Source organism: Geothrix oryzae (assembly GCF_030295385.1).
Lineage (GTDB): Bacteria > Acidobacteriota > Holophagae > Holophagales > Holophagaceae > Geothrix > Geothrix oryzae.
Map to the genome: position 1 here is coordinate 775314 of NZ_AP027079.1, position 18599 is coordinate 793912.

The following is an 18599-nucleotide window of genomic DNA, read 5'->3' on the forward strand; positions in this document are numbered from 1 at the left end:
GGGGTAGGGCGCAGGGACACGATCGGTCCCGGCGGGCCCCGGCGCAAGCGCTGCCGGAGGATCCTGGTCAGATCATGTCAGTGCCAGGGGCAGGGTGGCCTTCAGCGCCTGAAGCACCGGCTTTTCGTCGGCCACCACCTCGAAGGCGCTCCGGAACGCCTCCGGGATGGTCCGGGCCCGTCCCGTCTCGGCATCGACGAAGACCCAGAGGGTCCTGGCCTTGGCCAGGACCTTGCGGTCCCGGTCCCGCCAGAAGAGGCAGTGGCGGGGGGACTCCTGGGCCTCGAAACCGCCGATCCAGGTCAGCACGGTGATCGTCTCCCCGGCGAAGGCGGGCCGGAGGTAGTCGATGGCGTGGGAGCGGATCACCCAGCTCGTCCGGGTCTCCGCATACCTGGCCCGCGTCCAGCCCCGCGCATCCGAGTGGGCCGTGGCGATGTCCTGCATCCAGCGCAGGTATTCCAGGTTGTTGACATGGCCGTTCCCATCGATGGCGGCCCCGGGCACGGCGAAGGCGTGGGCGAAGACGCCGGGCGGCAGGGGCGGCGGCGGGGTCATGGCTGGGCCTCCATCCCGGGCCCGGCCGGATCGTGCGGCAGGCTGCCCCGGGGGGAGCGGAAGTAGGCGAAGGGCGTGGCGTGGAGGAAGTTCGACACGCGGCTGGTGTAGATGTCGGCGTAGCGCTCGATCTGGCGGGTGAGGTGGCTCTTGTCGTTGCCGGCGCGGGTGAGCAGGCCCCACCGCGCATTGACGAGTTCGGTGCCGGCCTTGGCCAGGGGGGCGATCTCGGCGTCGAGGGCCACCAGCTGGCCGCGGAGGTCGTGGACGCGCGCCTCCAGGGTGGCCGCATCGGCCGTGGGGGCGGGACCGTACCCCGTGTGGAGGCGCTGGAGGGCGAGGCGCGTCTGGGACAGCCGGGCCTCCAGCCCTTCCTTCTCCCGCATCATGGCCATGAGGCGGAGCTCCGTCTCCCGGAACGATTCCAGGGCGGCCATCTCGGCATCCAGCTCCCGCAGCACCAGGGCCGTGCGCCAGCTGAGGAGGCGCTTGCTCACATGGACATCGCCGAACATGTGGTCGCCCACATAGAGGATCTCGTCGCCGGAGATGCCGAGGTCCCGTTCCACCTGGGAGGCGCAGCCGCCCAGGTAGAGGCCGCCCGGGCGCAGAGGCCCCATCAGCGGCCGCAGCAGGCCTGCCTCGTCCACCACCTCGAAGAAGGGGCCGCGCTCGGTGAAGAAGACGGGCTTTCGGGCGGCCACGATCACCAGGTCGAAGAGTTGGCGCCAGGTCATGCCATCCGGCAGGTGCCGGTCGTAGGCGTGGGCCATCATCTTCGAGGTGAAGCTCCATTCCGAGTTGGTGATGAGCAGCAGCTTCTTGCCCGCGGCCTTCTGGTCCAGCAGGGCCAGGGCGGCCTCGGGATCCTGCACCACATAGCGCTCGGGCGCCGCGGCGATCTCGGCCTTCAGGTGGCCTTCGAGGTGCTGGGCATCCACCCGTGCCCGCACATGGCGGTAGAGGCTGGCGTATTCGAAGGGGCGGGGCAGGGCGCCGCGGTCCAGCAGGTCCACCGCCTGGGCGAAGAGGCAGCCTTCGGAGAGCGAGAACAGCGTGTTGAGGAAGACCCAGCGCGGATCGTTCAGGTCCACCAGGGTCTGGGCGTAGGCATCCCGCTGCTCGGCGTGTTCGAGCATCCGCGTGCCGTGCATGGCCCGCTTCACGAAGCCGAAGCGGTTGGCCTTCACGAGATTGCCCCGTTCCGTGTCGATCACCAGGCCGCGGGCCACCATCCTGGGGTCGAACTCCAGGCCATCCACGGGCCAGCCTTCGGAGGCGAGCCGCTCCCGGGCCTGGGCGTAGACCATCTGTTCGAAGGCCGCCACCCGGTAGTCCACCAGGGTGTAGTCCATGTCGTAGCCGATGGCCCGCACCGACCGGAGGTTCAGGGTCCGGTTGCAGAAGATGCCGCGGCCGCGGGGTTGGTCGGGGGGCTCGGGCTTCACCATGCGTCAGGATAGCAAGGTGGGCGTGGGGGCCGACGGTGGCCGGTGTCCCGGCTCCATGCGATTCTGTGGGTTCTCGTCCCGGAGGCCCCGTGTCCCTGCTGCATCGGTTCCTGATCCCCGCCCTCCTCGTCGCCCTGCCCGCGGCGGCCGCGGACAAGCGGGCCTTCCACATCGAGGACCTCTACCGCCTGAAGGGGATCCAGCACCTGGCCTTGAGCCCGGACGGGTCCCGCCTGGCCTTCGAGGTGTCCAGTCAGGACCTGAAGGCCGCCAAGCGGAACACGCAGCTCTGGGTGCTGGAGACGGCCTCGGGGCAGGCGAAGCAGCTCACCTACTCGGGCAAGTCCGACACGGCCCCTCAGTGGTCGAAAGATGGCAAGACGCTCTACTTCCTCTCCAGCCGGGAGGGCAGCAGCCAGCTCTGGGCGCTGGATGCCGGCGGCGGGGAGGCCCGCAAGGTGACCAGCTTCGAGCCCGGCGTGGGGTCGCCGAAGCTCGTGCCCGGCGCGAACTGGGTGGTGTTCGAGGCCTCCGTGTTCCCCGAGGCCATGGCCGACGGCGCGAAGCACAAGGAGCTGAGCGAGAAGCTGGAGAACGGCCCCGTGCAGGCCCACCTGGCGGATTCGCTGCTCTACCGCCACTGGACCGAATGGCGCGATTTCCAGTACAGCCACCTCTTCACGGCCACCCTCGGAGGCAAGGTCGAAGCCATCACTTCGGGGAAGCAGGACTACCCGGCCTTCTGGCAGGCCTGGGACCTGAGCCCCGATGGAAAGGAACTGTGCGTCACCACCAACACCGACCCGGTGGCCGCCCGCAGCACCAATCAGGATCTCTTCCTGATCCCGCTGGAGGGCGACCGCACTCCCAAGCGCATCACCGGCGACAACCCGGCGGCGGACCAGGATCCGAAGTACTCGCCGGACGGCCGCTACATCGCCTACAAGTTCCAGACGAAGCCGGGGCATGAATCAGATCGTTTCCGCCTGGCCGTCTACGATCGCCAGACGAAGGCCCGCAAGGTGCTGACGGAAGCCATCGACAACTGGGTGGACGGCTTCCAGTGGTCGGCGGACGGGAAGGCCCTCTGGTTCACCGTGCAGGAGAAGGGCCGCTGGCCCCTCTTCCGCGTGGAGGTCGCCTCCGGGAAGACCACCCGCATGCTCGAGGGCCAGAGCATCAAGGAGTTCGTGGTGAGCGCCGACCAGAAGGCCGTCTATCTCACCAAGACCCGCGTGGGCGAGCCGGCGGAGATCTGGCGCTATGGCTTCGAGTCCAAGGAGCTGAAGCGCCTGAGCGCCTTCAATCAGGCCGTGGCCGACGAAGTGGATCTCCGTCCCGCCGAGGAGCAGTGGGTGAAGGGCGCCGACGGCAAGGACATCCATGTCTTCCTCGTGAAGCCCCACGGCTTCGACCCGGCCAAGAAGTATCCGCTCATCCTCAATGTGCACGGCGGCCCCCAGATGATGTGGTCCGACACGCTGCGCGGCGACTGGCAGGTCTATCCCGGCGCCGGCTACATCGTGGCCTTCCCGAACCCCCACGGCTCCACGGGCTACGGCCAGGCCTTCACGGACGCCATCAGCGGCGACTGGGACGGCAAGGTGATGACGGACATCGACAAGGTGGCGGACCATCTCGCCGCGCTGCCTTATGTGGACAAGGACCGCATGGGCGCCATGGGCTGGAGCTGGGGCGGCTACGCCATGATGTGGCTGGAGGGTCACACCACCCGCTTCAAGGCCCTGGCCGCCATGATGGGCGTCTACGACCTGCGCTCCATGCACGGCGCCACCGAGGAGCTGTGGTTCCCCGAGCACGACCTCACGGGAACGCCTTGGGCGAAGGCCGCCGCCTACGACCGCATGAACCCCAGCGGCCATGTGCAGGCCTTCAAGACCCCCTGCCTCGTCATCACCGGCGAGCGCGACTACCGCGTGCCCTACACCCAGAGCCTGCAGTTCTTCACGGGCCTGCAGGAGATGGGCGTGCCCAGCCGCCTCCTCGTCTTCAAGAACGACGGCCACTGGCCCGACAACCTGAAATCCATGCCTGTCTACTACAACGCCCACCTCGAGTGGTTCCAGAAGTACCTGGGCGGCGGCGGCGCCCCCTGGAAGACCGAGGACATGGTGCGGAACCTGGCTTTCGACAAGGCCGGGAAGTAGCATCCAGGTACGAATCCCGGAGTCTCCCATGCGCCGATTGGTCGGTTTGACCCTCCTGCTCGCTGTCTCGTTCCTCGGCTGTGGCCCCGAGAAGCCGGCGGAGGCCCCGACCGCCGCACCCGCCGCCCCCTCGGGGGCGGCTCCGACCGCCTCTGGAACCCAGGCGCCGCCGGCGGGGGGGACGCAGGTCTCCGCCTCCAAGCCGGCGGCTCCCGCGGGGTTGGCTTCAAAGCCAGCCACGGCCGCCGTACCCGCGGTGGTGACCCCCAGCCCGGTGGCGCCCCCCGCAGAGCCGGCGCCAGAGCTGACCCCCAAGGCGGCCCCAGCCTCTTCCGCCAAGTCCCCCACAGCCACGCCTTCTGCCGTGGCGCCGGCTGTATCCGGCCCCATGCTGACGCTGGCAAGCAACGGCCACGCGGCCATCGGCCCCGACAAGTGCCGGATGTGCCACCGCATCCAGCACGACTCCTGGTCGGCCTCGCCCCATGCGAAGAAGGGGCTGGATTGCGAAGCCTGCCATGGCAACGGCGCCGACTACAGGGCCATGGCCGTCATGAAGAACCCGACGGCCGCCAGGGCGGCGGGCCTGGTCAGGCCGGGAATCGACTTCTGCCGGAAATGCCACGGCACGAAGGCCGATGCGGCGCTCTTCGCGCGGGTCCACGCCCACAAGGGCTGATCCGGGGGGAGCCATCCTCGATCCCGGCCCGGGGCCAGGGGCGGGATGGGTCTTTCCATATTTCTTGTTCATCCTTCGTTGGAGCTCACTGTGGTCCTGCGCCTTTCCCTCGTCTTGGCCCTTCAGATGGGGCTTGCCGCCGTGGCCCAGGGGTCACACGCCAGTCTGTGGCCCACTCAAATCCTGGACTCCCCGGACAACGGCCAGCACCTCGCCGTCTCCGTGATCGAACCGCAGGAGGCGGGGGGACTCTTCACAGAGCTGGCCGGGCGGTCCGACATCCCGTACGGGTTCCTGCTGGACGGCAACTATGCCCGGGCTCACAAGATGGTGCGAATCCTCGAGGACCGGGGCGTGACAGCGGCCAAGGCCTGGGTGGAGGGGGAGCTCTTCGTGGACAGCAAGCGCTTCGGTGAGGTGGGCCTGTCCTATCATGTTGCGCCTGTCGTGTTCGTCCGGGAGGGCAAGGTCCCGGCGGCCCAGGTCCTCGATCCATCGCTCTTCGACCGACCCGTTTCCTACGCCATGTGGAAGGCCAAGCTCGTGGCGAAGGGCAAGGCCAAGCTGACGCGGGCCTACTTCACCTCGCGGTTCGCCTACGACCCCGACGACCGTGCGAAGGCCCTGACCGACTACGACGAGGAGTCCCTGAGGGACATGAACCGCACCAACCGGGACTTCGACCGCAAGCTGTTCATGTTCGACCGCATGACGGCCCTCAAATCCCATTGATCGGGGCCGGACGGCCTCTCAGGGATGCGGCGCCCCTTTCAACCTCCAGTAGTTGCCGCCGCCCGCCAACCGGGTTTCCAGACCCCGGCGGGCGGCGCGCAGCCCCTCCTGCATCACGCGGCGGATATCGCCGAGCACGGGTGGGGCGGTGGCGAAGTAGGAATGCTCCAGGAAGCTGGTGTCCAGCCCTGATGCATCCACAGTCTCGATGCCCGGCACCACCACGATGCCCTCGGCGGTGTCGCCGGCCCGGGGGTAGCCGTGCACCTTCTTGGAGGCCAGGAGCGCGTTGTCCCCGCTGGAGACATAGAGCGTGATCCGTTCGCAGCCGGCCGCGAGGGCCGGGGCGATGTCGCGCTTGAAGATCTCCGCGTCGATGTCGGGCGCGGTGAGGATGATCTCCTTGAAGCGGCCCTTGAGCTTCGGCTGCTCGGCGAAGATCTGGCGGAGGGCGCCGGTGAGCGCGCGGTTTCCCATGGAGTGGGCGATGAGGTAGATGTCCCTGGCGCCGCTCTTCTGGGCGAAGTCCACGAGGAACTTCTTCAGGTTCGCCTCGCTCCACTGGACATTGTTCTCATCCGTGGTGTAGCCCTGGAGGGACCCCTGCGAGGGCCAGCTGTAGAACACGGGCACGCCTCGGTAGTCGAGGTCGAAGGTGATCTGCGCCGTGCGCCGGGCGGCGTCGTCGAAGGACACATTGTAGCCGTGGACGAACACGAAGCTCGATCCGGAGGAGCCCCGGGCCTGGATCCGCGCCTTCACGCGGTTGAGGAAACCCTGGCGGGTGTGGAAGGTCCGGTCGAGGATGACCATGTGCTTCCGGGGGTCTTCGCGGAACTCCAGCCGCCAGATGGAGGGCGCTTCGAGCTCACCGGTCTTGTGGCCACGGGGGATGCTCACGGCCACCTCGCCATAGGAGATCCCGGCGCCTCGGCCTCCGCCGTAGCCTCCGGTGCGGGGATCCAGCTTCCGGTCGGTGCCGTACATCACCGACACGCGGGCGAAAGCCTGGTCCCGGGCCACATTGGGATTGTCGGCCGCAGATGCAGGCGCAGGTGCAGGCAGAGGCGCGGGTGCGGGCGGAGGCGGCAGGGGCCGCCGTGACGGGGCCTCCCTCCGCGGCATGTCGGACCGCTCGGCCATGCGGGGGTCCTCGCGCTCCACCGGCGGGGGCGGCGGAGGCTTGGGCGGACGCGCGGAGGCTGCAGGTGGGGGGGGTGGTGGCGGAGGAGGAGGCGCGGCCACCGGCGCCGGTCTGGGGGCCGGGGGCACCACGGGAGGCTGATGCGCGCACTTCAGCAGGAGGAGCGCGATCGCCAGGCAGGGCGCAAGCCCGGAGGGCAGCGGACGGAAGAGGGGGGATCGCATGGCATCCTCGGTTTGAAGGGCGGGAGATGGGAATGAGGATAGCCCAGCCCCGGAGGCCCCGATTCGGCTCCCCTCGTAAGATGATGCTAGAGTGAGGAATGAACTCCCAGGAGCCTCTATGCGCACTGCTTCCGCTTTGGCCGCTCTCATGACGCTTCCCGCGCTGGCTGCCGATCCCGCCGTGGCGGGCAACCCGTTCTTCACGGAATGGAAGACGCCCTTCGGCGTGCCGCCCTTCGCGTCGATCACCGAGGCGCACTTCCTCCCGGCCTTCCGGGAGGGCATGGCCCGGCAGAAGGCCGAGGTGAAGGCCATCGCGGAGGCGAAGGTAGCCCCGACCTTCGAGAACACCATCGTGGCGCTGGAACGGTCGGGCCAGTTCATGGACCGGGTGGGTTCCGTGTTCTTCAACCTCACGGGCGCCGAGACGAACCCGAAGCTCCAGGCCGTGAACCGCGAGTTGATGCCGCTGATGGCCGCCCACCGCGATGACATCCAGCTGAACCACCAGCTCTTCCAGCGGGTGAAGACCGTGTGGGACGGCCGGGCCGCGCTGAAGCTCGCCCCCGATCAGAGCCGCCTGCTGGAGCGCACCTACAAGGGCTTCGTCCGGGCGGGCGCCGCGCTGACCGCCGACCAGCAGACCCGCATGCGCGCCATCAATGCCGAGCAGTCCAAGCTCGGCGTGGAGTTCGGCGACCGCCTGCTCAAGGCCACCAAGGCTTTCCAGCTGCTGGTGGAGAAGCCCGCCGACCTTGCGGGCCTGCCCGAGGGCACGCGCATGGCGGCGGCCGCCGCCGCGAAGAAGGCCGGAAAGGACGGCCAGTGGCTGTTCACCCTGGATGGTCCGAGCATCTGGCCCTTCCTCGAGTACGCGCAGAACCGCGAGCTGCGGAAGAAGCTCCTCACGGGCTACCTGGAGCGCTGCAACCAGGGCGGGGACACCGACACCAACGCCATCGTCGCGAAGGTGGCGGCCCTGCGCGTCGAGAAGGCCCAGCTGCTGGGCTACAAGACCTGGGCCGACTTCGTGCTCGAAGAGAACATGGCCAAGGATCCCAAGGGGGTCTACGGCCTGCTGGACCAGATCTGGAAGCCCGCGCTGGAGGTCGCCAAGAAGGAGCGCGCCGAGCTGCAGGCCATGATGGCGAAGGATCTGCCCGGCCAGAAGCTCGAGCCCTGGGACTGGCGCTACTACGCGGAGAAGGTGAAGCAGGCCAAGTACGACTTCGACGAGGAGTCGGTGAAGCCCTATTTCGCCATCGACGCCGTGCGCCAGGGCGCCTTCACCCTCGCCGGGAAGCTCTACGGCATCTCGTTCACGGAGAAGAAGGAGGTGCCCGTCTACCAGAAGGATGTGCGCTGCTTCGAGGTGAAGGAGCAGGACGGCCGGCACCTCGGCCTGATCTTCGTGGACTACCATCCCCGGCCGGGCAAGCGGGGCGGAGCCTGGATGAGCAGCTACCGGCAGGCCTGGGTGCAGGACGGGAAGCAGGTGGACCCGGTGGTGGTGAATGTGTGCAACTTCACGGCGCCGGCGGGGGACCGCCCGGCGCTGCTGACCTCGGACGAGGTGCGCACCCTCTTCCACGAATTCGGCCATGGCCTGCACGGTCTCTTCTACAAGGGCCAGTACCGCGGCACGGCCGGCACGCCCCGCGACTTCGTGGAACTGCCCAGCCAGGTCATGGAGAACTGGTCCATGGAGCCCGAGATGCTGAAGCTCTATGCGAAGCACTACAAGACCGGCGAGGTCATCCCCGACGCGCTGATGGCGAAGATGAAGAAGGCCGCCACCTTCGGGCAGGGCTTCGCCACGGTGGAATACATGGCCGCCTCGCTCCTGGACATGGACTGGCACACCCTCACCACCACCAAGCCCCAGGACACCGCCGCCTTCGAGAAGGCCTCGCTCGCCAAGTGGGGGCTCATCGCCGAGATCCCGCCCCGCTACCGCAGCCCCTACTTCAACCACATCATGGGGGGCTACGCCGCGGGCTACTACAGCTACATCTGGAGCGCCGTGCTGGACAGCGACGCCTTCCAGGCCTTCAAGGAGAAGGGCAACCTCTTCGATCCCGCCACCGCGGCGAAGTTCCGCGCTGAAGTCCTCTCGAAGGGCGGCACCGAGGATCCCGCGCTGCTCTACCAGCGCTTCCGCGGCCGGGATCCCCAGGTGGGACCCCTGCTCGAGAAGCGCGGACTGAAGTAGAGGCCCCCGGCTTCGGCCGGAACGCTATTCCTTGACCAGCTCGACCCGCCGGTTCTTGCCCTTGCCCTCCTCGGTGTCGTTGCTGGCCACCGGGGCCAGGGGGCCCACGCCGTAACCCTTCAGTCGGGAGGACGCGAGGCCGTGCTGGCTGATGAGGGCCTGCACCACGGCCTCGGCGCGGGCCTGGGAGAGTTTCATGTTGGCCTCCAGGCCGCCGGTCATGTCGGTGTGGCCGACCACCTTGAGCTTCAGGGCAGGAGACTGGCCGAGCAGCCTGGCGATCTCCGCCAGGGCCGGCTTGGACTCAGGCTTCACCTCGGCCTTGCCGGTGTCGAAGTAGATGCCGTAGATCGCCACATGGCCGGTGGCGGCGAGGTCGCCGCCCATGGCCGCTGCATCGGCCACGATGTACTGGGTCATCGCCTGCTTCTCGACGATGCGCAGCCAGATCGTGCCGTTTCCCCGCTCTGCCTGCACCCAGGTTTCCCTGCCGTCCTTGGTGATCGTGCCGTTCACCAACCAGTCTGACCGCTGGTGGAGCACCTTGCCTCCGGCCTTGAGGATGGCGTTCTCGTAGTTCCGCACCACGGCGACCGCGGAGGGCTCGTTCTTCCGGTCCGTGATGGTGTAGGTCAGGAAGGTGAACTTCCCTTCCACGGGGACCTTCTCCCTGGCGTTGGGGGTCCAGAACTCGTAGCGCCCGAACGCCTCGGTCTTGCAGTCCCGCAGGATGTAACCGGGCATGCGTGTGGGGAGGAGGGGATGGTCCTTGCACCCGGCCTTGTCGGCCTGGGCCAAGACTGGCAGCGCAGCGAGGAGCGCGGGGAGGAACAGGGAAGCTCGGTTCACGGCGGGGCCTTTCGAGGAAGGGGCGTCAACTCCCGGGATCGTTCAGGGCTGGAACTTGTACCTGGCCAGGTTCTCGAAGGTCTCCTTCGCCGCGGCGAGGGCGGCTTCCGCGCTCATGTCGCCTTCGATTTTCAGGGTGATGCGCGTGCTGTCCGTGTGGGCCACGCCCACGAGGCGAACGACGGGAATGGGGGGCGGCTCGACCCGGTTGTCGGCCACGCCGCCCCAGGGGCACCGTCGGGTCTGGGTGGAGAGGACAACCGTCCCGCCCGCCACTTGCTCCACCCGGATGGGGTTCCCCTGCGCGGCGCCGCGTGCCTTGCGCCGCCTGCGCTCGATCTCGTCTTTCTCGTTCTGGATGACCTGCTGCTCGTAGCCGGCCACCTGCATCTGGAGCAGCTGGATCCCCTCGCCCTCGTAGTGCTGGAGCTCGATGCTCCACTTCGCCGGGAATTTCTCCGTGAGGCAGGGATACGGGAAGGGCAGGTCGGCGGTTCCGCCGCCCAGAGCCATGATGCCCTGGCCCTGGTACATCCCGGTCACGCGCGCGGCGCCCTTCGGCACCAGGGTCGCGATCACGGCGGGACAGGGCGGGGCCTTCGCCGGGGCGGGTGGCGGGGCCCCCATCAGTGCGGCACCCGCCAGCACGGCGGCGCAGGCCAGGAGCCGCAGGATGCGTCCCTCAGGGGCCCCACCCCGGGAGCGGTACAGGTCCCCGCCGGAGTCCCGCTGGCCGCTGGGAAGATCCGATCTCCGGAGCCGCATGGCACCCTCCTGGGGGAAGCGGGTCGTTAAAGATGAGTAGATTGTCATCATTCAAGACCCATGGACCTCCCGGAATCAAGCGGAAGTTGGGCCTGCGGCCGGGCGCAGATCCGGACCCTCAAGGGCGCCGAAGATGCTTGGCCGGGGCTGGGCTCAGAACCGCCAAGTCGCGCCGACCGTGAGTCCGGTGGCCGTGAGGTCCTTCTCGATGGGGCTCCAGAAGCCCCTCACCTCGAGGCCGAAGCGGGAGGAGGCCTGGAAGCCCAGGCCCCCGCTGGCGCCGAGGCGGGTGTGCGAGACCGTGGAGGGATTGGTGCCGGTGGCGCTCAGGCGCCACTGCTGGCCGCCCAGGGCGCCGATCAGGTAGGGGCCGCGCTCGGGGTCCTCGCCGGGGAACCACAGGAACTCGGCCATCAGGTCCACCGAGGTGATCGAAGTCTTCGTACCGGCCAGACCCAGGGTGTCGCCCTTGGGGATGAACTGGGCGCCCAGCAGGGGGCGCAGGACGAAGCCCCGGTTGATGGGGATGTCGATGTAGGCGGCGACGCCGAACCCCACCTGGCTGTTGGTGAGGTCGCGCAGGTCCCCCATGGGCACCAGGGCGTGGACGCGCGCGCCGAGGGTGGCCGCCTCCTGGGCGGGCAGGGCCAGGGTCGTGGCGAGCAGGGCGGCGGCGAGCGGTTTCATGTCAGGCCTCGTACTTGGTGACGATGTCGGTCCAGCGGCCCTGGGCCTTGAGGATGCGCTCCGCCACGGCCCGCAGCAGCCCGTGGCCGCCGGGCACGGGAACCACCCAGTGGCAGGCGGCCTTCACTTCGGCCACGGCATCCGACGGGCAGCAGGCCAGGCCCACGCGCCGCAGCAAGGGCAGATCCGGGAGGTCGTCGCCCAGGTGGGCCACCTGATCGTAGGCCAGGCCGTATTTGGCGCAGAGCTGGTCGAGGATGGGCTTCTTCTCAAGGTGCCCCGCGAAACAGTCCACCACGCCCAGATCCTTGGCGCGGTTCACGGTGGCCCCGGCATCCAGCCCGGAGATGAAGGCCACGGGGATGCCCACCTGCTGGAGCATCTTGATGGCGGCGCCGTCGCGGACATGGAAGGCCTTGGTGTGGCCCGGTTCCGCGCCGTAGTGCAGGAGGCCGGTGGTGAGGACTCCGTCGATGTCGGTGCAGAGCAGGCGGATCTTGGCGGCGCGCAGGTCCAGGTCGTCCACGGGAGTCTCCGGCTCCAGCCTAGCAACTCGGGCGTGCATGACGCCGGTCACGATCACCCCAAAAACGACAGTCAGGTGGAATGCTTGGCTTGCAGGATGCTCCAATGGATATACAGTTTTCCTGTGGTGACGGATTTCGGGGTTGACGGAATTCAAAATTGAATGATCATATATGCAAGGAGTTGATTCCGTGAACCACCAGCTCAGCAACCCCATGATCGAAGAAGTGAGCGGACTCTTCAGCGCCCTGGGCGATGCCTCCCGGCTGAAGATCCTGCGGGCTTTGCTCGATGCCAAGGGCGCCCTGAGCCAGGGGGCCGTCGCGGAGGCTTCGGGGCTCTCCCAGGCCAATGCCTCCAAGCACCTGGCCTGCCTGGTGCGCGTGGGGCTCGTGAGCCGCGACCCCGAGGGCAACGCGGTCTATTTCGCGCCGGTGATGCCCTTGGTGGGCGAGCTGTGCGATCTCGTGTGCGGCCATGTGACCGATCGGGCCCGTGTGACCTACAAGGCCCTAAAATGAATGGGGCCCTTTTTTTGGCCTGGAGTATGCCTTTATGATTATTTGTAAAATGCGAACGCTGGCCCTGCTTCTGACCGTTGGCGGAGGCCTCCTGGCCCAGGACGGGCTCACGGTTGCCGAGGCCATCCGAAGGGCCTGGAAGGATCAGGCCGGCCTGAAATCGGGCCGGGCGCTGGCCGAAAGCCGCCGGGAGGAGGCCTCCGGCCAGCGGGACCTGCGCCTGCCCACCCTCACCCTGAACGCCCAGGGTGTGCGCACGGACGAGCCGATGATGGCCTTCGGCATGAAGCTGAACCAGAGCCGCATCACGGCCATGGACTTCAACCCGTCCAGCCTGAACCGGCCCGATCCCATCGCGGGCTTCGGGGGCTCCGCGGTCCTCCGCCAGCCCCTGTACACGGGTGGTCGCCTCGGCGCGGCTCGGGCGGCGGGCGATTTTTCGGCCCAGGGAGAGGCCGCCAGCCAGGCCCGACGGGAGCAGGAGGCGGCCCTGGCGGTGGTGGAGGCCTATTTCGGGGCCCAGGTGGCCGAGCAGGCGCTGGTCTGGGTGGCGGATACCCGCACCTGGGTGCAGGGACTCCAGGCCTTTGTGGGGGCCCGCGTCGCCCAGGGCCTGATGCTCGAAGCTGAACTGCAGCGGCTCAAGGCCTTCGGCGCGCAGGTGGAGGCCCAGGGGGCCGAGACCACCCGCCAGCTGCGCACGGCGCGGTCCGGGCTGGGCCTGCTGACGGGCACCGGCCCCGTGGAAGGGCCGCTCGCCACGCCGCTTTCCGAGGCCCCGGCGGGTCCGTCCGCTGCCTCGACGAGCGGCTCCCGGGGAGATCTCCAGGCCGCCGAATTCCAGGCGAAGGCCGCGGCCCAGGCGGCGCGGGCCGCCAAGGGCAGCCTCCTGCCCGAAGTGGGGCTGGAGCTGGGCGCCGGGACGCTGAGGCAGTCCTGGAGCCAGGGCGGCACCTGGACCTGGGCCGCCCTCGGCGTGAGCTGGAAGGTGTTCTCGGCCCCGGACCAGTCGAAGGCGCGGGCCGCCCGCGCCCAGGCCCGATCCGCGGAAGAGATGTGGACATTCAAGCGGCAGCAGGCGCAGCACGAAGTCCGGGCGGCCCGCGAGGCCGTGGTGGCCGCCGAAGCCCGCCACGCCGCCGCCCGGGAGTCCCTGGCCGCGGCCACGGAATCCCGTCGGCTGCGGGAGGCCCGGCACCGGGAGGGGCTCACCCCCCTCACGGATGTGCTGGATGCGGAGGCCGCCGTGCAGGGAGCCCGCACCCTCCTGCTCCAGAGCCTCTACGACCTGCGCGTCAGCCGCGCGGCCCTCGACCTGGCCACCGGCGCCCCCATCGAAGGAGTGACCCCATGAAAGTGATGACGACTTCAGCGACCTGGCCCGCCCTGGCCGCGGCCGGTGCCCTGATGGCCACCCTGGCCTGCGGCCGACAGGAGGCCCGGCCCCAGGCGAAGGCGCTGCCGAAGGTGGCCGTGTCCCTGGCGGCCCCCTCCCAGACGGAGGGCGGCAGCTGGGTGGCGGCCACGCTGCAAGCCACGCGGACGGCCACGCTGTCGACGCGCATGGCCGCCCAGGTCCGGCGGACCCCGGTCCAGGAGGGCCAGCGCGTGGCGGCCGGGACGCTGCTGGTGGTGCTGAGCGATGACGACCTGCAGGCCCAGCTCCGGGCCGCGGAGACCGGTTTCGGCACTGTGGAGGCCCACCACCGGCGCATCCAGGCCCTCTTCGCCCAGAAGGCCAGCACGGCCTCCGAAGTCGAGCAGGCCCAGGCCCAGCTGGCCCAGGCCCGGGCCGGCGTGGCCGCGATCAAGGCCAACCTCGCCTACACGCAGATCCGCGCGCCCTTCGCGGGGGTGGTGCAGGCCCGCAGGGTCAGCGAAGGCGACTTCGTGGCCCCGGGCACCCCGCTGGTGGAACTCGTCGGCGAAGGGGAGCAGGAGCTGGAGGCCACCCTGGCCGAGGCCGAGGCCAAGGCCCTGAAGCTGGGAACGAAGCTCCGGTTCGAGTCCGAAGGGACGGCCGGGGAGGCCCAGATCACGGCCCTGGCGCCGGGCGGCGACGCCTTCAGCCACAAGGGCACCTTGCGTGCGCGGGTGCTCTCCCCCAAGGGGCTGCGCCAGGGGTCCTTCGCGCGCCTGCTCGTTCCCGGCATCAAGACCGAGGGGCTGAGTGTGCCACGCAGCGCCCTGGTGCTGCGGGGAGAGCTCACGGGCGTCTTCGTCGCCAGGGAGGGCCATGCGGAGCTGCGCTGGCTGAGCCTGGGCGAGGGCGCGGGTGACACCCTGCCCGTGCGCGCGGGCCTGAAGGCCGGCGAGGCGGTCATCGACCGCCCCGGCAGCCTGCAGGATGGCCAACCCATCGAGATCGCCGGGGTGCCGCATGTCCGCTGACCTGCAATTGGGCCTCGCCGGCAGGCTCGCCAAGGGCTTCCTGCGCAGCAAGCTGACGCCGCTGCTCGTCCTGGCCTCGCTGCTGCTGGGCCTCCTCGCCGTCTGGCTCACGCCCCGGGAAGAAGAACCCCAGATCGTCGTGCCCATGGTGGATCTCTATGTGCCGTATCCCGGGGCGAGCCCCAAGGAGGTCGAAAGCCAAGTTTCCACGCCCCTGGAGCGCCGTCTCTGGGGCATCCCCGGCGTGGAGTACCTCTACAGCGTGAGCCGGCCCGGTTTGGCGGTGCTCACGGTGCGCTTCAAGGTGAACGAGCCCCAGGAGCCGAGCCTGGTGAAGGTGCACCAGGAGCTGGCGGCGAACCCGCAGCTGCTGCCGCCGGGGGCGCTGAAGCCCATCGTGAAGCTGCAGACCATCGACGATGTGCCCTTCCTGGTGCTGACCCTCCACGGGCCGGACCAGACGCCCGGCGGCCTCCGAAAGCTGGCGGAGGTGCTGGGGCAGGAGCTGTCCGCCGTGCCCGACACGGCCCAGGTGAAGGTGGTGGGTGGCGCCCGCCGCATGGTGCGCGTGGAGCCGGATCCGGACCGCCTGCGGTCCCTCGGGTTCTCCCTGGGCGACCTGCAGCCGGCCCTCCAGTCTGCCGAGGCCCAGCTTTCCGCCGGGGCCCTGGTCGACCGCGGCCGCCGCACGGAAGTCGAGGCCACGGGCTTCGTCCTCCAGGCCGCCGAGCTGAATCGGCTGGTGGTGGGCGTCCGCAACCAGAAACCCATCTATCTCGGCGAAGTGGCCCGCATCGTGGACGCCCCGGAACCCGAACCTCCCGTGACGCTCTTCGCCGGCGGCGGCGTCCAGGGCTTCGAGCCCGCGGTGAGCGTCGCCCTCTCCAAGCGCGCGGGCACCAACGCCACGGCCCTGGCCGAGCGCGTGTTGGCCAAGGTGGAGGCCCTCCGGGGAGGCCTCATCCCCAAGGAGGTCTCGGTCACGGTGACCCGCAACTACGGCGAGACCGCCGGCGACAAATCCAACGAGCTGATCGAGCACCTCCTCATCGCCACCCTCAGCGTCATCGCCCTGATCCTGCTGACCATGGGCTGGCGCAGCGCCGTCGTGGTGGGCGTGGCCGTGCCCGTGACGCTGGCCCTGACCCTGCTCATCACCTACCTGTTCGGCTACACGCTGAACCGGGTCACCCTGTTCGCGTTGATCTTCTCCATCGGCATCCTGGTGGACGACGCCATCGTGGTGGTGGAGAACATCCACCGGCACATGCACCTTCCGGGCCAGAAGAAGAGCTTCGCCCGCATGGTGGTGGAGGCCGTGGACGAGGTGGGCAACCCCACCATCCTGGCCACCTTCGCGGTCATCGCCGCCATCCTGCCCATGGCCTTCGTGCGGGGCCTCATGGGCCCCTACATGCGGCCCATCCCCGTGGGCGCCAGCCTGGCGATGCTGTTCAGTCTGGTCATCGCCTTCGTCATCAGCCCCTGGGCCAGCCTGATCGTGTTCCGCCAGGAGGCGCACCTGCCCGAGACGGACTCCTCGGGCCTGCATCCGGGCGGCCCCGAGACGGCCTCGCCGGAACCCGACCACGCCGGACCCGACGAGGTGCCCGAGACGCGCTTCACCCGGCTCTACCGGACCGTGATGCACGCCCTCCTGACGCGCCCCAGGGTGCGATGGGCCTTCTTCGGCGGTGTCGCTCTCCTGCTGCTGGGCGCCATGTCCCTGGTGGGCACGGGGGTGGTGAAGGTGAAGATGCTGCCCTTCGACAACAAGTCGGAGTTCATGGTCCAGCTGGACCTGCCGGCCGGAACGCCGAAGGAGGACGCCCTCGCCGTGGGCCAGGATGTCGCCCGGCGGCTGCTCAAGGATCCCACCGTCAAGGATGTCCAGGTCTATGCGGGCGAGGCGGCGCCCTTCACCTTCGTGGGCATGGTCCGCCACAGCTTCCTGCGGCAGGCCGCGGAGATGGTGGACCTGCAGGTGAACCTCGTGCCCAAGCAGGACCGCAAGGAGCAGAGCCACGCCATCGTGGTGCGCCTGCGCCCCGAGCTGGAGAAGATCTCCGGGCCCGCCGGCGCCCGCATGAAACTGGTGGAGATCCCGCCCGGTCCGCCGGTCATGGACACCATCGTGGCCGAGATCTACGGCCCCACCGAGGCCGAGCGCACGCGGCTCTCCGGGGAAGTGCTTGCGGCCTTCAAGAGCGTGGACGGCATCGTGGATGTGGATTCGACGCTGAATCCCACGGGCCCCAAAGTGAGCCTGGTCCTGGACCGGGAGAAGGCCGCGCTGCATGGCGTCGCCCCGGCCCAGGTGGTGCAGACCCTCGCCATGGCAGGATATGGCTATCAGGCCGGCGCCTTCCATGTGCTGCGGGGCTCGAGCCAGGTGCCCGTGGTGCTCCAGCTGGCCCCGGAGAAGCGCCGGCACCTGGACCAGCTGCTGCAGCTCACGGTGCCCGGCGCCCGGGGGCCTGTGTCCGTGCGGGAACTCGTGACGGTGAAGGAGGGGACGGAAGAGGCCACGCTGCACCACAAGAACCTGATGCCCGTGACCTATGTCTTCTCGGACCTGGCGGGGACCATCGAAAGCCCCGTCTATGCCCTGGCCGCGCTGAACAAGAAGATCGACGCCATGAAGGGCACCGGCGGCGGTCCGGTCCCGAGGCTGGGCCTGGCCCATCCCGAGAACACGGAATCGCTGTCGCTGAAGTGGGATGGGGAGTGGCACATCACCCTGGAAGTCTTCCGGGACCTCGGCCTGGCGTTCGCCGCCGTGCTGGTGCTGATCTTCGTGCTGGTGGTGGGCTGGTTCGAGAGCTTCCAGATCCCCTGGGTGATCCTGGTGCCGATTCCGCTCTCCCTCATCGGCATCATCCCCGCCCATGGGCTGATGGGGGCCTTCTTCACGGCCACCAGCATGATCGGCTTCATCGCCGGAGCCGGCATCATCGTCCGCAACAGCATCATCCTCGTGGATTTCATCGAGTTGAAGCTGAGGGAGGGCATGTCGCTGGAATCCGCCGTGGAGGAGGCGGGCGTGGTGCGCTTCCGCCCCATGCTGCTGACCGCCTCCGCCGTGCTGGTGGGCAGCGCCGTCATGCTGGCGGATCCCATCTTCCAAGGACTCGCCATCAGCCTCATGGCCGGTGAAGTGGCCGCGACGCTGCTCTCCCGCATCGCCGTGCCCGTCCTCTACTACCTCGTGGCCCGCCGGGGCCACGCGGCCAACCTGCAACGCCAGGGCGTGCTGAACGCCCCCCAGGAGCCCTCATGACCGTCGACCGCATCGTCCATACCGTGGCTGGGACCTTCATCCTGCTGAGCCTGGCCCTCGCCCGCTTCCACCATCCCAACTGGATCTGGTTCACCGTCTTCGTGGGCGCCAACCTGCTCCAGAGCGGCCTCACCAACTGGTGCCTGATGTCCACGATCCTGCGCAAGCTGGGCGTCCCCGAAGGCGCGGGCGTGGGATGCTCCCGGTGAAGGCGACCGCCCTTCGCCTCGCCCTGGGGCTCCTGGTGGGCGGTGCCCTCGGCTATGGCTGGCACCGCCTGGTGGGCTGCAGCACGGGCGCCTGTCCCCTGACGGCCACGCCTCTGCGGGGCATCAGCTATGGCGCCGTCCTGGGCCTGATCTGGGCCCTGGCGAAGTAGGCCCGGGGCCATTTCCTGCAACCTTCCTCTGAAG

The 18599-nt window shown here is 69.0% G+C and carries 17 protein-coding genes; 10 read left to right on the forward strand and 7 right to left on the reverse strand.

Annotation, left to right across the window (positions count from 1 at the left end; all coding sequences use genetic code 11):
• Positions 1-72 precede the first annotated feature (72 nt).
• Both QUD34_RS03530 and QUD34_RS03535 read right to left on the reverse strand, forming a co-directional pair.
• Positions 73-558, reverse strand: coding sequence for an acyl-CoA thioesterase (locus tag QUD34_RS03530; RefSeq protein ID WP_286355218.1), 486 nt, complete (start codon positions 556-558; stop codon positions 73-75).
• Positions 555-2009: an HAD-IG family 5'-nucleotidase gene (locus QUD34_RS03535; RefSeq protein ID WP_286355219.1), complete on the reverse strand. Its 1455-nt coding sequence runs from the start codon at positions 2007-2009 to the stop codon at positions 555-557. The genes QUD34_RS03530 and QUD34_RS03535 overlap by 4 nt, the downstream gene beginning before the upstream one ends.
• Positions 2010-2098: 89 nt before the next feature.
• Here QUD34_RS03535 and QUD34_RS03540 point away from each other — a divergent pair, with 89 nt between their 5' ends.
• The 3 genes from QUD34_RS03540 to QUD34_RS03550 all read left to right on the forward strand — a co-directional run bounded on the left by QUD34_RS03540 (position 2099) and on the right by QUD34_RS03550 (position 5588).
• Positions 2099-4177: a S9 family peptidase gene (locus tag QUD34_RS03540; RefSeq protein WP_286355220.1), complete on the forward strand. Its 2079-nt coding sequence runs from the start codon at positions 2099-2101 to the stop codon at positions 4175-4177.
• Between the two features lie 28 nt (positions 4178-4205).
• On the forward strand, positions 4206-4856 hold the full coding sequence (locus QUD34_RS03545) for a hypothetical protein (RefSeq protein ID WP_286355221.1): 651 nt from the start codon (positions 4206-4208) through the stop codon (positions 4854-4856).
• A 90-nt stretch (positions 4857-4946) separates the two neighbouring features.
• Positions 4947-5588 (forward strand): protein-glutamine glutaminase family protein, encoded by a 642-nt coding sequence (locus tag QUD34_RS03550; protein WP_286355222.1) that lies wholly within the window; start codon positions 4947-4949, stop codon positions 5586-5588.
• Between the two features lie 18 nt (positions 5589-5606).
• On the opposite strand, the gene QUD34_RS03555 is transcribed toward QUD34_RS03550, so the two are convergent.
• The gene (locus QUD34_RS03555) at positions 5607-6956 is read right to left on the reverse strand and encodes an alpha/beta hydrolase (RefSeq protein WP_286355223.1); all 1350 of its coding nucleotides are present in this window, start codon (positions 6954-6956) and stop codon (positions 5607-5609) included.
• Between the two features lie 118 nt (positions 6957-7074).
• On the opposite strand from QUD34_RS03555, the gene QUD34_RS03560 reads away from it, so the two are divergent.
• Positions 7075-9168: a M3 family metallopeptidase gene (locus tag QUD34_RS03560; RefSeq protein ID WP_286355224.1), complete on the forward strand. Its 2094-nt coding sequence runs from the start codon at positions 7075-7077 to the stop codon at positions 9166-9168.
• A 24-nt stretch (positions 9169-9192) separates the two neighbouring features.
• Here the strand turns inward: QUD34_RS03560 and QUD34_RS03565 are convergent, their stop codons facing one another.
• From QUD34_RS03565 to QUD34_RS03580, 4 genes are all read right to left on the reverse strand, one after another.
• The gene (locus QUD34_RS03565) at positions 9193-10017 is read right to left on the reverse strand and encodes an OmpA family protein (RefSeq protein WP_286355225.1); all 825 of its coding nucleotides are present in this window, start codon (positions 10015-10017) and stop codon (positions 9193-9195) included.
• A gap of 42 nt (positions 10018-10059) precedes the next feature.
• Positions 10060-10782, reverse strand: a complete 723-nt coding sequence (locus QUD34_RS03570; protein ID WP_286355226.1) for a hypothetical protein — start codon at positions 10780-10782, stop codon at positions 10060-10062.
• A gap of 153 nt (positions 10783-10935) precedes the next feature.
• Entirely contained in the window at positions 10936-11469 is a 534-nt protein-coding gene (locus tag QUD34_RS03575; RefSeq protein ID WP_286355227.1) for a hypothetical protein, read from the reverse strand.
• Position 11470: 1 nt separating this feature from the next.
• Complete coding sequence (locus QUD34_RS03580) at positions 11471-12046, reverse strand: KdsC family phosphatase (protein ID WP_286355228.1); 576 nt, start codon at positions 12044-12046, stop codon at positions 11471-11473.
• Between the two features lie 139 nt (positions 12047-12185).
• Between QUD34_RS03580 and QUD34_RS03585 the strand changes: the two genes are divergently transcribed.
• Genes QUD34_RS03585 through QUD34_RS03610 form a run of 6 tightly spaced genes read left to right on the forward strand, consistent with a single transcriptional unit; the run spans position 12186 to position 18565 of the window.
• Positions 12186-12515, forward strand: coding sequence for an ArsR/SmtB family transcription factor (locus QUD34_RS03585; RefSeq protein ID WP_286355229.1), 330 nt, complete (start codon positions 12186-12188; stop codon positions 12513-12515).
• A 49-nt stretch (positions 12516-12564) separates the two neighbouring features.
• Entirely contained in the window at positions 12565-13869 is a 1305-nt protein-coding gene (locus QUD34_RS03590) for a TolC family protein (protein WP_286355230.1), read from the forward strand.
• The gene (locus tag QUD34_RS03595; protein ID WP_286355231.1) at positions 13866-14906 is read left to right on the forward strand and encodes an efflux RND transporter periplasmic adaptor subunit; all 1041 of its coding nucleotides are present in this window, start codon (positions 13866-13868) and stop codon (positions 14904-14906) included. Before QUD34_RS03590 ends, QUD34_RS03595 begins: the two co-directional genes overlap by 4 nt.
• On the forward strand, positions 14896-18186 hold the full coding sequence (locus QUD34_RS03600; protein WP_286355232.1) for an efflux RND transporter permease subunit: 3291 nt from the start codon (positions 14896-14898) through the stop codon (positions 18184-18186). Before QUD34_RS03595 ends, QUD34_RS03600 begins: the two co-directional genes overlap by 11 nt.
• Positions 18183-18395: a YgaP family membrane protein gene (locus QUD34_RS03605; protein ID WP_286355233.1), complete on the forward strand. Its 213-nt coding sequence runs from the start codon at positions 18183-18185 to the stop codon at positions 18393-18395. Before QUD34_RS03600 ends, QUD34_RS03605 begins: the two co-directional genes overlap by 4 nt.
• A complete protein-coding gene (locus tag QUD34_RS03610; protein ID WP_286355234.1) occupies positions 18392-18565 on the forward strand; it encodes a DUF6132 family protein in 174 nt (57 codons plus the stop codon). Before QUD34_RS03605 ends, QUD34_RS03610 begins: the two co-directional genes overlap by 4 nt.
• Positions 18566-18599 lie beyond the last annotated feature (34 nt).